Here is a 16625-nt window from a genome sequence, read left to right on the forward strand (position 1 = left end):
TCGGGGAAGAAAGTTATAGGAAAAAACGCTTTTTTCGATGAGATATAGGCTTGTATGTTGTTGGAAACTAAGGTGCTGGCGTGTCCTGCCGCAGGAAACGAGCGTTCCCTTCCGTGGAAACGCTCGTGGACTCTTAATGGGAACGGATTATCTGCCCGTAGGTAATAAAGCAGTTCTTTATTATCTGCTTATTTCAGATTATATGTCTGATTGATCTTTTCTATTTCTTCTGCTGTGAATTTCGTGTTTTTGATACCTTGCAGATTGTCGTCTAACTGTGCTACAGAGCTTGCTCCGATAATGACTGAGGTAACCATATCATCTTTTAGCAACCATGCCAGAGCCATTTCAGCAAGAGTTTGTCCGCGTTGTATGGCAACTTCGTTCAAGGCTTTTATCTTTCTCAGTATTTCGTCAGTCAATGCTTCTTTTTTCAGGAAACCACCTTTAGCAATGCGTGAGTCTTCGGGAATACCGTTCAGGTAACGGCTCGTTAATAAACCTTGTGCCAGAGGAGAGAAAGCAATGAAGCCCGTACCGTTTTCCTTTGCTTGTTGCAGGATACCTTCTTCTTCTGGTTCACGATTGAAAATGTTATATCTTCCCTGATAAAGCAGGCAATGCACATCTCTTTCTGCTAGGTAACGGTATGCAAATTCAGCAGCTGCTTTTGGATATTTTGAAATACCTATGTACAAGGCCTTGCCTTGGCGCACAATATCTACGAGGGTTTGCAGAGTCTCTTCCAACGGAGTGTTGGGATCATAGCGGTGTGAATAGAAGATATCCACATAATCCAGATTCATGCGTCTCAGGCTCTGATTTAGGCTGGTCATCAAGTATTTTCTGGAGCCCCATTCACCGTAAGGACCGGGCCACATATCATGTCCTGCTTTCGTGGAAATGAACAGTTCGTCACGATAAGGCATAAACGATTTCTTCATGATCATTCCGAAAGTTTCTTCTGCTGAACCGTAGGAAGGGCCGTAGTTGTTGGCAAGGTCGAAATGGGTAATTCCCTTGTCGAAAGCGTGGTGTGCCATTGCCTGTGAATTGGCGAAAGTATTGACGTCGCCAAAGTTGTGCCACAAACCTAATGATATTTCGGGCAGCAATATGCCGCTTCGTCCGCAACGGCGATACTTCATGCCGTTGTCGTACCGACTGCTGTCGGGAGAGTAAATGGGGTTTATCATGCTATTGAGTTTAAGTGAGAACACAAAAGTAGGTGATTTAATCGGAAAAGAACATATAAAGTATGATAAATGTAATCGGAAACAAATTATACTATAATTGGATAAAATAATGCAACCGGAAATCATACAAGTCCGCTATCTTTGTACCTGAACTTTAAAAGAAAGATAATACCATGAAAAAAATTATGTTAGTGGCTGTTTTAGCAGCTTTTTCTCTTACCTCCTTATTTGCTCAAAAGTATGAAAACCTGGCCTTGACGCCACCCATGGGCTGGAACAGTTGGAACAAATTTGCCTGTAACATTGACGAGAATATTATAAAAGGTGTGGCCGATGCTATGGTTGAAAGCGGCTTGCGTGACGCCGGATATGTATACCTGAATCTGGATGACTGCTGGCATGGTGAACGGGACAGTCTCGGCTTTATCCAAGCAGACCCGGTGAAGTTTCCCTCCGGCATAAAGGCTTTGGCAGATTACGTACATTCAAAAGGACTGAAGATAGGCATCTATTCAGATGCCGGTCGGAAGACTTGTGGCGGACGTCCCGGGAGTTTCGGACACGAATATCAGGATGCTTTGCAATATGCGAAATGGGGCATTGATTATCTGAAATATGATTGGTGCGAGAGCGAAGATATCAATCCTGTAGGCGCATATAACCTGATGCGGGATGCGCTACGTGCAGCCGGACGACCCGTCTTGTTCAGCATGTGCGAATGGGGCACAAGCAAGCCTTGGGAATGGGCGGCCGAAACCGGACATATGTGGCGCACTACCGGAGATATTTTTAATTGTTTCGACTGCATAGACCAGCATCCCGGCTGGGCAGCCTACGGTGTGATGCAGATACTCGATATGCAGAACGGATTGCGCAAGTATGCCGGTCCCGGACACTGGAACGACCCTGATATGCTGGAAGTGGGCAATGGGCAGACGGTTAATCAAGACCGGGCACACTTCTCCATGTGGTGCATGCTGGCAGCCCCGCTGATACTGGGAAATGATATCCGCAACATGTCTCAGGAGACAAAAGACATTATTTTAAATAAAGAGGTTATCGCTCTCGACCAAGACAGCCTCGGCATTCAAGGCTTGAAGTTTGCCGCTGAAGACGGACTGGAATTTTGGTTCAAGCCTTTGGTTAATGATGACTGGGCCTTCTGTATCCTTAACCGTACTACCGAACCCAAGGAATACACCATCGACTGGCAAAAGTTCAATCTGTATGATGATGTAGCCCGTCGCTTCACCGACTTCGATTCTAAAGTGTACAACGTCCGTAACCTGTGGACCCGGCAAGAAGAAGGAAATACGAAGAAGATGAAAAGTGTAACTATTCCGGGACACGATGTTGTGCTGTATCGTCTCAGCATGAATAAGAAGAAAAAGTGATACTATATAGAATAACGAATGAAGAAAATTATCGCAACTATGGCAATTGGAGCTTGTTTGTGTTCTTGTGGCGGAAGCCGGGAGGAAGTATATAAAGACCCTTCGGCCACTGTGAAGGATCGTGTGGAAGACTTGCTGAAACGGATGACCCTCGAAGAGAAGGTGGGTCAGATGAACCAGTTCGTCGGTGTGGAGCACATCAAGGCGAATAGTGCCGTGATGACCGAAGACGAACTGAGAAATAATACAGCCAACGCTTTTTACCCCGGATTTACGGAGAAAGATATAGAGAAGTGGACCGAAGAAGGCCTGATAGGCTCCTTCCTGCACGTGCTTACCATTGAAGAAGCCAATTATCTGCAATCTCTTGCCATGAAGAGCCGCTTGCAGATACCTATTATATTTGGTATAGACGCCATACACGGCAATGCTAATGCGCCGGACAATACGGTCTATCCTACCAATATCAACCTTGCCTGTTCCTTTGACACGCTGATGGCTTACAAGATAGCCCGCCAAACAGCCAGGGAAATGCGAGCCATGAACATGCACTGGACTTTCAACCCGAATGTGGAAGTGGCTCGCGATGCCCGTTGGGGACGGGTCGGCGAAACTTACGGTGAAGATCCTTATCTTGTAACTTTGCTGGGCGTGCAATCCGTTAAAGGTTATCAGGGCAACCTCAATGGCAGCGAAGATGTGCTTGCCTGCATCAAGCACTTTGTAGGTGGCAGCGAACCCATCAACGGAACAAACGGCTCGCCCACCGACCTGTCCGAACGTACTTTGCGCGAAGTATTCTTCCCGCCTTTCGAAGCAGGAGTGAAAGCTGGTGCCATGTCTCTGATGACGGCCCACAACGAACTGAACGGCATCCCCTGTCATAGCAACGAGTGGCTGATGCAGGACGTTCTGCGCAGCGAATGGAAATTCCCCGGCTTCGTAGTGAGTGACTGGATGGACATTGAGCATATCCACGACCTACACGCCACCGCCGAGAATCTGAAAGAAGCCTTTTACCAATCCATAATGGGCGGTATAGATATGCATATGCACGGTATCCACTGGAATGAGATGGTTGTGGAGCTGGTGAAAGAAGGTCGCATTCCCGAGTCACGTATAGACGAATCCGTGCGCCGCATCCTCGACATCAAGTTCCGTCTTGGCATCTTTGAGCAGCCCTATGCCGATGAAGCCCGCACCACGCAGGTGCGCCTTTGCGACGAACATCGTGTCACAGCTCTCGAGGCTGCCCGCAACGGCATTGTGTTGCTGAAAAATGACGGCGTGCTTCCTCTATCCCACTCCAAGTACAAAAGGATAATGGTGACCGGCATCAACGCCGATGACCAGAACATCCTGGGCGACTGGAGCGCCCCCGCGAAGGATGAAAACGTAACTACTATCCTCGAAGGCCTGAAGATGATTTCCCCCGATACCCAGTTTGACTTTGTGGACCAGGGCTGGGACCCGCGCAATATGGACCCGAAGAAGGTGTTCGAAGCTGCTGCACGTGCCCGCACTGCCGACCTCAATATCGTAGTGGCCGGCGAATACATGATGCGCTTCCGCTGGAACGACCGTACCGATGGCGAGGACACCGACCGCTCCGACCTCGACCTTGTAGGCCTCCAGAACGAGCTGATAGAGAAAGTGGCTGCTTCGGGCAAGCCAACCATCCTTATATTGGTTAACGGTCGTCCGCTTGGTGTGTGGGCGGCAGAGAATCTGTCTGCTATTATAGAGGCTTGGGCACCGGGCATGTATGGCGGACAGGCGGTAGCCGAGATACTTTACGGCAAAGTGAATCCCTCGGCCAAACTGGCTGTCACTATTCCTCACAGTGTGGGCCAGTTGCAGATGATTTACAATCATAAGCCTTCACAATACTTCCATCCTTATGTGGCGGGCAAACCAAATAAGCCGCTTTATCCGTTCGGTTATGGTCTTTCTTATACTACATATAAATATGGTGACCTGAAGCTGATGCAGAAAGAAATCGGCACAGACGGTGCAGTAGACGTGAGTGTAAAAGTAACCAATACCGGTGACCGTGACGGAGTGGAAATCGTGCAGCTCTATATCCGCGACAAGTTCAGCAGCGTCACCCGTCCGGTGAAGGAACTGAAAGACTTCGCCCGCGTGTCGTTGAAGGCAGGAGAAAGCAAAGTGGTGAACTTCAGAATCACACCCGACAAGCTGGCTTTCTATGACAAAAAGATGAAGAAGGTTGTAGAACCAGGCGAGTTTATCGTAATGGTGGGTGCTTCCTCCAACGATAAAGACTTACTGACGGAAACATTCACAGTACGATGATGAAAAAACTGACTCTAGTATGTGCAGTGCTTCTGGCAGTGTTGCTTCCCTCGCGGGCACAATCTGTTCGCGAGCGCATCCTGATGGATGAAGACTGGCAGTTCGCCTTCGGCAACGCTTCCTCTCCCGAAAAGGACTTCGGTTGCGGAACAGAATACTTCAATTATCTGACGAAAGCCACTTCTATACACAATGAAGGCCCTTACTCGCCTAAGTTCGATGCCTCCAAATGGAGTGCGACCTGGAAGAACGTGAATCTGCCGCACGACTGGGTAGTAGATTTGCCTTACGCTCGTGAAGCAAGCCATAGCCACGGCTACAAAACAGTGGGTTATAAATACCCTGAAACCAGTGTCGGCTGGTATCGCAAGACCTTTACCGTTTCGCACGAAGACCTCGGTAAGCATCTCTATCTTCAGTTTGACGGAATCTTTCGCGATGCCCGCGTTTGGGTGAACGGCTTCTATCTTGGGCGCGAGCCCAGCGGCTATGCCACGCATACTTACGACATTACTGAATATCTGAACTATGGCGAAGACAACCTGATTACCGTTCGATCTGATGCTACCCTCGAAGAAGGCTGGTTCTACGAAGGCGCCGGCATCTACCGCCATGTGTGGCTCAACAAGGTAGCTCCCGTACATGTAGTCCCTTTCGGTACTTTCATATACAGCACGCTGGAAGCTCCTTTCGACAAAGCTCTCCTGACTATTGAAACCACGGTAGAGAACTCTGGCTTGAAGGTAGGCGATTATCGCCTTCGCCATATTCTTCAGGATACTGAAGGCAAAGAAGTGGGATGTTGCGAGGCAAGTGGCAAAGCTTTGCTGCCGAAAGAACGCCAGTTGGCCACCGGACAACTCCAATTGGACACCCCCAATCTCTGGAGCACAGATGCCCCCTATCTATATACATTGCTTACGGAAGTTTATCAGGAAGACAAACTGGTGGACACTTATACTACCGTAACCGGCATCCGCCACGTCGCCTTTGATGCCGACCGAGGTTTCTTCTTGAACGGTCGACCTTTGAAGTTGAAAGGGGTAAATATGCACCAGGATCATCCCGGCGTAGGTGTAGGCATACCCGATGCCCTGCAAATCTACCGCCTCAAGCAGCTGAAGAGTTTTGGCTGCAATGCCTACCGTTCTTCGCACAACCCGATGACGCCCGAAATGCTCGATGCCTGTGATAGTCTGGGCATTCTTGTCATTGAAGAGAACCGCCTGGTTGGTGTTAACGAAGAGCATACCCGCCTGCTGAAACGCATGATAGAACGCGACCGTAACCATCCCAGCGTAATCCTTTGGAGTATAGGCAACGAGGAGTGGGGCATCGAGTGGGAAGAAAGCGGCACCCGTATTGCAGCAACCATGCGTGAATACTGCCATCGCTTCGATCCCACGCGCCTGATGACTGTTGCTTCGAGCAGCGGACCGACTATCCTGATTCCGGCCGATGTAGCGGGATATAACTATATTCTTCAGAATCCGGTGGAACAGCACCGCAAAGATTATCCGCAGCGTTGTGCCTACGGTTCGGAAGAAACTACGGGTAGCGGTACACGCGGCATCTACTTCGATGCTTACGACAAAGGACATATGATGGCATATAATCGCAAACCTAACGGACCGGACAGCTTGCTGAACTGCATCAGCCGTGGCTGGAAGTTCTACGACGAGCGCTCCTATCTTGCCGGAGTCTTCTACTGGACCGGTTTTGACTACCGCGGAGAACCTACTCCGATGACGTTCCCTGCCACCGGTACGCAATTCGGCATTCTGGATTATTGCGGCTTTCCCAAGGACGAAGCCTGGTACTTGAAGTCTTGGTGGACGGATGAGCCGATATTACACATCCTACCCCACTGGAACCTGCAAGGGCACGAAGGTGAGAATATCGACTTATGGGCATATAGCAACTGCGACGAAGTGGAGCTGATTGTAAATGGCAAGAACTTAGGTCGTAAACCCATGCCGAAGAACGGTCATCTTTCTTGGACGGCCATCTATCAACCCGGTACGGTGAAGGCTATAGGCTATAAAAACGGAAAGAAAATTCTTACCCGTAAAGTGGAGACTACCGGTGCTCCCGCCCGTATCTCCCTCACTGCCGACCGCTCTGTCATCCAGGCTGACAATCGCGATGTGGCTGTCTTCCGCGTGGAACTTCAGGACAAGAAAAAACGCTTTGTCCCTACAGCTTGCGATGATTTAACGATTACGGTCAACGGTCCCGTGCGCATACTCGGAGTGGGCAATGGCGATCCCGCCTATCAGAGTACGGAACGTCCTGCGGACACCAACGCTCATACCTATCAGGTAAAAGCCTTCAACGGTCTTGCTCAGATATTACTGCAAAGCACCGGAGAATCAGGAGAAGCCACGCTCATTGTTGGCGCGGACAGCCTTCCCGCTGCATCTTTCGTATTAAGACTGGAAGAACGATAGGCCTGTATTTATAGCAGGAGATGTGTTACTGTTGCAAGTTTAAAAAGAATGACTATATTTGTCGTATAATACTATTTTAACCAATTGTCATGGAAAACCAGAACTACATTATGAGGGAGATTACTCCTTTGTCGGACCGGGATTGTTTCTACATTGCCGACCGTAGGAAGACAGAATTCACCTATCCTATACACTGCCATGTCGAATATGAACTGAATTTTACCGAACATGCTTCCGGTGTCCGTCGTGTGGTAGGTGATTCCGCCGAGGTTATCGGAGATTATGACCTGGTATTGATTACCGGCAAGGAACTGGAGCACGTGTGGGAGCAGCACGAATGCACCTCAAAGGAAATACGTGAAATCACTATTCAGTTCTCATCCGACCTGTTCTTCAATAATTTTGTGAACAAGAACCAGTTCGACAGCATCCGCCGCATGCTGGAAAGGGCACAATGCGGCATCAGCTTTCCGATGCAGGCCATCATGAAGGTATATAACTGGCTGGACAAGCTGGCCTCTGAGGAACAAGGATTCTATGCCGTGATGCATTTTCTGAGAATTCTGTATGAACTGTCTCAATATGATGATGCAAAGGTGCTTTCCAGCTCATCGTTTGCCAAAATAGAGACCTTCTCGGATAGTCGGCGTGTGCAGCGTGTGCAGAAGTATATTGCCGCTCATTATCAGGAAGACATCAGGCTGAATACGCTGGCGGATATGGTAGGAATGACACCGGTTTCGTTCAGCCGCTTCTTCCGTTTGCGCACGGGGAAGACTCTTTCGGACTATATCATTGATATTCGTCTGGGTTTTGCCACACGATTGCTGGTAGATTCTACGCGGACAATAGCTGAGATCTGCTACGACTGCGGTTTCAATAATCTGTCTAATTTCAACAGGATGTTCAAGCGAAAGAAGGATTGCTCGCCGAAAGAATTCAGGGAGAACTACCGGAAGAAGAAGATTGTAATATGATAATATCGTATCATTCTATTTATAAGAAACCACGTACTTTTGCATACAACGAATAATCTTAGTTTTATACCATGAAAAAGGTTACACTTCTTTTTATATCCTTGCTGTGCGCTTTAGCTGTTGCAGCACAGATACGTGGAAATGAAATCCGCGTAATTGTTTCTCCCGATCATACCGATTGGAATTATCGGCCGAATGAAAAATGTACATTTACAGTCCAGGTGATGAAAGCACAGAATCTTTTGCCGGATGTGACGGTGGATTACGAGCTTGGTCCCGAAATGTATCCCACTGAAACCAAGAAAGGGTTAGTGCTTAAGGATGGAGTACTCAAAGTACAAGTTACCATGAAGACACCCGGCTTTCTGCGTTGTAAAGTGACGGCGCATATAGGAAGCCATAAATATGAAGGTCTGGCTACTGCTGCTTATGACCCTCAACAGTTGCAACCCATCACGCAACTGCCAGATGATTTTCTGGACTATTGGGCAAACACGCTGATCGATGCAAGAAAGACCCCTCTGAATCCTGTGATGACCTTGCTTCCGGAGCGTTGCACGGAAACGGACAATGTTTATCAGGTAAGTTTCCGGACAAAAGCTTGGGGCGGTCGTTTCTACGGAATACTTAGTGTACCGAAAAAAGAAGGGAAATACCCCGCTTTGCTGCGTGTGCCCGGAGCAGGTGTTCGTCCTTATAGTGGGGATACTTATACGGCTCCCGGAAAAGTCATCACTTTGGAAGTCGGCATACATGGCATCCCGGTGACGATGGAACAGTCTGTTTATGATGCCCTTGCCGGCGGTGCGCTGAATAATTACTGGACCTTTGGGCGAGATAGCCGGGATAACATCTACTATAATCGCGTAGTGGTAGGTGCTCTGCGTGCAGTAGACTTTATTTGCTCTCTGCCCCAATATAACGGGAAGGCATTAGGGGTAACCGGCTCAAGCCAAGGTGGTGCACTCTCTGTGATAACGGCTGCCCTTGATCCTCGCGTAACTTTTTTCGCTGCTGTACATCCGGCACTGTGTGACCATGAAGCGTACATAAAGAAGCGTGCCTGTGGTTGGCCACATTACTTTTATTATTATGGAGCTCCGAGTGAGAAGGAACTTCAGACGATTCGTTATTATGATACTGCCAACTTTGCCCGTTGCCTCAAGGTGCCCGGATGGTTCAGTTGGGGGTATAATGATGAAGTCTGCCCGCCTACATCCATGTACGCCGCCTACAATGCTATCACGGCTCCGAAGGTATTGCATCCCTATCTGGAGACAGGTCACTACTGGTACCAGGAGCAATGGGATGAGTGGATGGAATGGTTGAGAAAGCAGTTAGGACTTTAAAATGCCTCATTAAAACAAGTTAATAAAGAGTGCCAGCCATGAGACAACGCTACGTTTCATGGCTGATTCTTTATGACGCTGAACTTTAATGCCATTACGCTAACTAATTGATAAAATAATATCGTTTTCCGCTATCGAAAACCTCTATTTTTGCATTGTCACTTAAATGCTAATAATATGAAACATTTTTTCTTTTGGTCCATCCTTTGGCTGCTTCTCGGAGCGTGTAGCCCTACTGAGGTGAAACGCTCGTTTATAAAGGTAAACGATAAAGGACAGTTTATTCGTGATGGGAAACCTTATTACTACGTAGGTACTAATTTTTGGTATGGCGCCATCCTTGGCTCTGAAGGTGAAGGCGGTAATCGCGAACGCTTGCACAAAGAACTGGATTTCTTGAAAAATATTGGTATCAATAATCTGCGTGTATTGGTGGGATCCGATGGCGAAAATGGAGTGAAAACCCGTGTGGAACCTTCCTTGCAAGTGGCACCCGGTGTATATAATGATACTATTTTAGCCGGGCTGGACTACTTCATGAATGAGTTGCGTAAACGCGATATGACGGCCGTACTCTATCTGAATAATTCTTGGGAATGGAGTGGCGGTTACTCCATGTATCTGCAATGGTCGGGACATGGCAAAGCAGTGGTGCCGGCAGTCGACGGCTGGCCGGCCTTTATGGAGTATGTGAAACTGTTTCAGCAATCAGACAGCGCGAAGTCTTTGTTTGCCAACTACGTCAAGGATATTGTAACAAGAACAAATAGGTATAATAAGATAAAGTATGTGGATGATCCTACACTTATGTCCTGGCAGATAGGCAATGAACCTCGCGCTTTCTCTGATGATAACAAAGAACCTTTCGCCCAATGGATGGCGGATGTGGCTTCGTTGATTAAATCGCTTGATCCCAATCATATGGTATCGTCCGGTAGCGAAGGTTTGTGGGGATGCGAGAATGATATTACTCTCTTCGAAAAGATACATGCCGATGCGAACATCGATTACCTCAATATTCATGTCTGGCCTTATAACTGGGGTTGGGTAAAGGCAGATAGTCTGATGGAACTTCTTCCGCAGGCTAAAGAAAATACAAAAAAGTATATTGACGAACACATGATGGTGGCAAAGAAGTACCACAAACCGATTGTACTTGAAGAATTCGGCTTTCCGCGCGATGGTTTCAAATTCTCTAAAGAGTCTTCCACTAATGCACGTGATGAATATTATCGTTATGTATTCGATTTGATTCGGCAGGACCGTGAAAACGGGGGACTTTTTGCCGGATGTAACTTTTGGGCGTGGGGTGGCTTTGCCGGGCAAGTTCCCGGACACGTGTATTGGGAAAAAGGAGATGATTATATGGGGGACCCTGCACAGGAAGAACAGGGCTTGAACTCTGTCTTTGCCACAGATACAACAGTTGAGATTATTAAGGTTGAAAATGAAAAATTAAAATAAGGAGTCGTGCTATGAAACTTATGAAGTATATTTATCTGGTTGTCTTAATCTCGGTATTGTTTGGTTGTGGCTCTTCCGGCATAACAGCAAAAGATGAAAGTAAATTATCGGTAGAGGGAACTTTCCTTGTGAACGGAAAAGGTGAAAAGATCGTTTTGCAAGGCATCAGTTTTGGCTGGCATAACTGGTGGCCTCGCTTTTACAATGCATCTGTAGTGAAACAGTTGAAGCAAGAATGGAACTGCACAGTAGTGCGTGTAGCAATGGGAGTAGAACCCGATGGAGCATATCTGAATAATCCGGAGAGGGCAATAGCTTGTGTAACGGCAGTGGCCGATGAGGCTATTAAAAATAATATGTATGTCATTATCGACTGGCATAGCCACGGCATACATACAGAAGAGGCAAAGGAGTTTTTTATAAAAATGGCCAATCGCTACAAGGATTCGCCTTATGTGATTTATGAGATATTCAATGAACCGGTAGAAGACTCCTGGGAGACAGTGAAGGCTTATTCGGAAGAGGTGATTCGCGTCATTCGTGCCATAGATACCGATAATGTGATTTTGGTAGGTACTCCTCATTGGGATCAGGATGTCAATCTGGCTGCAGATAATCCTATAGTAGGATATAAGAATATCATGTACACATTGCATTTCTACGCTGCTACCCATGGACAGTATCTACGGGAGCGTGCCGACTATGCATTAAGTAAGGGATTGCCTCTGTTTGTGTCTGAGTGTGCCGGTATGGAAGCCAGCGGTGACGGACCTGTGAACCGACAAGAATGGGATGCTTGGCGTAATTGGATGCAGAAGCATGGCATCAGCTGGGTGTGCTGGTCGGTATCTGATAAAGATGAAACTTGCTCTATGCTTTATCCTGATGCTTCATCTGAAGGCAACTGGGCAGAGAAAGATTTGAAAGACTGGGGGCGTATTGTGAAAAAGGAACTGCAAAAGGTGGAGGAATAAATTATGAAGCTTAAATTGATACTAATAATCTGCCTGCCGTCTTTCTTGGGGCTGAATCTTAAGGCTCAGTCTTTAGTAGATAATGAAGCTACAACCGAAACGAAAGCACTTTATCGGAATCTGTCGGAATTGGCAGGAAAGCATATTCTCTTCGGCCAGCAGGATGCAACCAATTATGGGCATGACTGGTCGGTAGGCGAAAATCGCAGTGATATAAAAGATGTATGCGGGTCTCATCCGGCTATGATTGGAGACGATTTTGACAAGCTGACCGTAAAAGATGAAAAAAGGTTGGAAGAAGGCAGAAAGCATTTGCTGAAAACCATTACGGATACGTATGAGCGTGGCGGAGTGATAACCATCTGCTGGCACAGTGTCAATCCGGTAAATGGTGGTAGCTTTTATTGGGAGAAAAATCCTGTTGAAGCAGTGGCCCACATACTTCCGGGTGGCACAAAACATCAGCAGTATTTGTTGTATCTGGATCGCATAGCCGAAGTGGCTCATGAAGCCAAAGGCAAGGGTGGAGAACTAATTCCTATAATATTCAGGCCTTTTCATGAATTTGATGGTGACTGGTTCTGGTGGGGAAGTGCACATTGCACTAAAAAAGAGTTTATCTGCTTGTGGCGTTTCACGGTAGATTACCTGAAAGATACAAAGCTAGTACACAATTTCTTGTATGCTTTCTCGCCTGACTGTAAGTTTACTACTGAGAAAGAGTATCTGGAACGCTATCCCGGCGATAAATATGTAGATATTCTGGGAACGGATAATTATTGGGATTTCCGTCCAGATGGGGCGAATAACCCGAAATTGGCAGTAGATAAATTAAAAATAGTATCAGATATTGCAAAGAATAAACAGAAACTGGCTGCATTGACCGAGACTGGCTTAGAAGGAGTGACTAACCCGGAATGGTACACTTCAGTGTTATTGCCCATTTTGAAAAATCCCGCTATAAAACTGGCTTATGTTATGGTGTGGAGAAATGCGAACTATAATCCTAACCATTATTATGCTCCCTTCTCCGGTCATCCAGCCGAAGATGATTTCAGGAAATTCAAAGAAGATTCGCAGATTTATTTTGAAGACCGGTTACCGGATTTATATAAATAAGAAATAGAGCAAGTTCTTTTATCATCATTGTATTATTATAGAATGATAGGGTAAAATAGTATCAGTGTGTGATTACGGAATCATGTATTTTTGTAATCGGATAGCTTAATCAATTTTAAAACAAACTTGAATACAAAATTTTAATAACTTTACTTTGATGCTGATGAAAAACATGAAGGTGTTAAAATGGTGGTTTATCATAGCTTTACTTTGCTTGATACCTCAGTTAACTTTTGCACAGAATATTCAGGTGCAAGGTTCTATCACCGATGAAATGGGAGAGACCATGATTGGTGTATCTGTCTTGATTAAAGGAACGGCAAGTGGTACAATTACTGATTCGGATGGTAATTTTACATTGTCGGTTCCTGCTGAAAGTACGTTGGTTGTTTCTTATGTTGGCTATAAAACTCAAGAAGTAAAAGTCGGGAATAGGAAGATACTTAAAATTTCGATGGATACTGATGCGCAAGCCTTGGATGAGGTTGTTGTCATTGCTTATGGACAACAGAAAAAGGTGACTGTAACAGGATCTGTTTCTAATGTTAACAGCAAAGAACTGCTAAAGTCACCTTCTGCTTCTTTAGGTAATGCTATTTCAGGTAAATTACCGGGATTGTCTACCGTGCAGTACTCCGGTCTTCCTGGTGCTGATGATCCTACTATCTTTATTCGTGGTCAAGCCTCTCTGAATGGTTCTACACCGTTGGTGTTGGTAGACGGGGTGGAGCGTTCGTTTACGCAGATTGATCCGAATGAAGTGGCTGATATCACCGTGCTGAAAGATGCTTCAGCCACGGCTGTATATGGTGTACGTGGTGCAAACGGCGTGATACTCGTAACGACTAAACGTGGTGAAGCAGGTAAGACTCAGATATCAGCTTCTACTTCATGGGGTGTTCAGACTGTTACTCAGTTCCTTGATTTTGCCGACTCCTATACGTATGCCAATACGTTCAATAATGCGCGTTTGTCTGATGGCAATAAACCGCGTTTTTCTGATGATGTTGTGGAGCATTTCAGGAGTCATGACCAGCCTCTTCTTTATCCTGATATCGACTGGATAGACTACATAATGAAAGATGCTGCACTTCAAAGTCAACATAATATTTCGGTTACGGGAGGTAATAAGGTTGCACGTTATTTCGTTTCGTTAGGTATGTTAGATCAGGACGGTATGTTTAAGACTTTCGGAGATAATGAGAAGTCCAATTTCTCATACCGTCGCTACAATTACCGCGCTAACTTGGATATTTCCTTAGGTAAGATTCATGAATTATCCATCAACTTGGGCGGACGCTTGGAAAACAAACGCTCTATTGGAAATAATGGAGGCGATAATGGCGAGGAGTACATATTCCGTTATTTGATGGATGCCCAGCCATTCTCGGGTGCAGGAATTGTTGACGGAAAATGGATTAAAACAAATCCTGCTTTGATAGACCCTACAAATTCAGAAAATGTGGTAAGCTCACGTGATGGTCTTGATACTTTCTATGGACAGGGCTATAAGGAAACTGCTACAAATGTACTGAATGTGGACTTGATTTATAAACTGAATATGGATTTCTTGACGAAGGGACTTGATTTCAGGATAAAAGGCTCATACAACTCTACTTATAATCATGTGAAGAATCGGACGAATGGAGCTCCGGCACAATATACACCCTATTTGGATGACAGCGGAAATATTGTGTATCAAAGAAAAGGTGATTATTGGAACCTGGGCTATAATGAAAACTCATGGCCCAACAGAGACTGGTATGCTGAAGCAAGCTTTAACTACAACAGACGATTTGGCGGGCACAATGTAGGTGCACTCTTACTATATAATCAATCTAAGAGCTATTATCCGTGGGATGCCCAAAACAGTACCTATATTTCTATTCCTAAAGGATATGTCGGTTTAGTAGGTCGTGTGACTTATGACTATAAACACAGGTATATGATTGATGCCAATATGGGCTACAACGGTTCGGAAAACTTTGCGAAAGGCAATCGTTATGGATTCTTCCCTTCGGTTTCTATCGGATGGACTGCATCGGAAGAAAAGTTTTGGAAACCGGTAAAGTCGGTTGTGTCTTATTTGAAGTTGCGTGGCTCTTTGGGAACTGTGGGTAATGATAACTGTCAAGGATATCGCTATCTCTATTTGCCGGCTGCTTGGCAAATTACAAACGGATATTATAATAATGTAGGCGACTTTGCAGGATATAACTTTGGTACCACTAATACTACATTCCTGAATGTGGCACGTGAATACTCTTCTGCTTCGCCTGATGTGACGTGGGAAACGGCGGTGAAATACAACTTTGGTTTTGATGCTAAATTCTGGGATGATAAGATTAGTTTGAGCTTTGACTATTTTAAAGAAGATCGTAAGAACATCCTGATTAATAATGAAAATATGATTCAGGCTCCCACAGCCTTGCGCCCCTCTTATATTAACTACGGACGGGTGAAGAACCATGGTTATGAAATTACCCTGAGCTATTCGGACCGCATAGGTAAGGACTTCTCTTTTACGATATCGCCGACTTTATCATATGCCAAGAATAAAATAGTGGAGCAGGCAGAAATAACCAAACCTGATAAGTTGGTTAAGGCCGACAGTTATATGGGCAAGAAATTGGGCTTGAAAGAAGATACAGAAGTTTCCCCGGACTGGACGTATGCTACTGGTAATTCAATAGGCTCCCGAAAAGGATACCTCTTCTTTGAGTTTTATGAGAAAGGGAAAACGGAAGAACGTTACAAAGCTGCTTATGGTGCAGACATGCCGTCTCAGTTGGTGGCAAGCTTGATGAATGGTGATGCAGTATATGTTGATTTGGACGGTGATGGTGTGATATCCGAAGAGTATGACCAGATGCACATGGGATATACGGATAATCCTGAGTATACTTTTGCTTTGAATCTGAGTCTTCAATATAAGAATTTGGATTTCTCAATGTTATGGTCGGGCGCAACGCATGTTTCCAGAAACTTGGATGGCGTATATCGCCAACCCTTCGGGCAGCAATATAACTCTTCTCTGCTGCAATGGGTGGTAGATAATGCCTGGACTCCGGAAACAGCTTCATCGGCTAAGCTGCCTCGTATAACTTTTGCCAATGAAAAGCAAAATCAGGCAAACTCTAATATCTGGTATTATGATGCCAAGTATATACGTCTGAAGAATGTAGAAATCGGATATAATTTCAGGAACATATCATGGTTACCAAAATCAGCTAACCTGCGTTTGTATCTGAACGGAACGAACCTGTTGACTTTTACTCCGCTGGATGCCAATGATCCGGAAAATACAGGCGGAGGTTACGGTTCATTCATTAAGTATCCGTTGATGCGTGTCTTTAATTTTGGTGTAAAGGTTAACTTCTAAAAAT

Annotated in this window: 10 protein-coding genes; 9 read left to right on the forward strand and 1 reads right to left on the reverse strand. The window is 45.8% G+C overall.

From position 1 onward, the window contains the following. Positions 1–188 precede the first annotated feature (188 nt). The gene (locus DW036_RS02295) at positions 189–1196 is read right to left on the reverse strand and encodes an aldo/keto reductase (RefSeq protein ID WP_118460977.1); all 1008 of its coding nucleotides are present in this window, start codon (positions 1194–1196) and stop codon (positions 189–191) included. 173 nt (positions 1197–1369) lie between these two features. Here DW036_RS02295 and DW036_RS02300 point away from each other — a divergent pair, with 173 nt between their 5' ends. The 9 genes from DW036_RS02300 to DW036_RS02340 all read left to right on the forward strand — a co-directional run bounded on the left by DW036_RS02300 (position 1370) and on the right by DW036_RS02340 (position 16621). After that, a complete protein-coding gene (locus DW036_RS02300; RefSeq protein WP_118460979.1) occupies positions 1370–2590 on the forward strand; it encodes a glycoside hydrolase family 27 protein in 1221 nt (406 codons plus the stop codon). Positions 2591–2608: 18 nt separating this feature from the next. After that, on the forward strand, positions 2609–4906 hold the full coding sequence (locus tag DW036_RS02305) for a glycoside hydrolase family 3 N-terminal domain-containing protein (protein WP_118460981.1): 2298 nt from the start codon (positions 2609–2611) through the stop codon (positions 4904–4906). Beyond that, the gene (gene galA, locus DW036_RS02310; RefSeq protein ID WP_233560224.1) at positions 4903–7356 is read left to right on the forward strand and encodes a beta-galactosidase GalA; all 2454 of its coding nucleotides are present in this window, start codon (positions 4903–4905) and stop codon (positions 7354–7356) included. Before DW036_RS02305 ends, galA begins: the two co-directional genes overlap by 4 nt. 89 nt (positions 7357–7445) lie before the next feature. After that, positions 7446–8333 (forward strand): helix-turn-helix domain-containing protein, encoded by an 888-nt coding sequence (locus DW036_RS02315; protein WP_118460983.1) that lies wholly within the window; start codon positions 7446–7448, stop codon positions 8331–8333. A 71-nt stretch (positions 8334–8404) separates the two neighbouring features. Then, the gene (locus tag DW036_RS02320; RefSeq protein ID WP_118460985.1) at positions 8405–9682 is read left to right on the forward strand and encodes an acetylxylan esterase; all 1278 of its coding nucleotides are present in this window, start codon (positions 8405–8407) and stop codon (positions 9680–9682) included. A gap of 177 nt (positions 9683–9859) precedes the next feature. Next, entirely contained in the window at positions 9860–11146 is a 1287-nt protein-coding gene (locus tag DW036_RS02325) for a beta-galactosidase (protein WP_118460987.1), read from the forward strand. Between the two features lie 20 nt (positions 11147–11166). Next, on the forward strand, positions 11167–12120 hold the full coding sequence (locus DW036_RS02330; protein ID WP_118461188.1) for a glycoside hydrolase family 5 protein: 954 nt from the start codon (positions 11167–11169) through the stop codon (positions 12118–12120). Between the two features lie 3 nt (positions 12121–12123). Beyond that, positions 12124–13239 carry a glycoside hydrolase family 26 protein gene (locus DW036_RS02335; protein WP_118460989.1) on the forward strand — a complete coding sequence of 372 codons (1116 nt, stop codon included), beginning with the start codon at positions 12124–12126 and terminating at the stop codon, positions 13237–13239. Between the two features lie 163 nt (positions 13240–13402). Beyond that, positions 13403–16621 (forward strand): TonB-dependent receptor, encoded by a 3219-nt coding sequence (locus tag DW036_RS02340; protein WP_233560226.1) that lies wholly within the window; start codon positions 13403–13405, stop codon positions 16619–16621. The last annotated feature ends 4 nt before the right edge of the window (positions 16622–16625 follow it).

This window comes from Bacteroides sp. AF39-11AC (assembly GCF_003474285.1).
Lineage (GTDB): Bacteria > Bacteroidota > Bacteroidia > Bacteroidales > Bacteroidaceae > Bacteroides.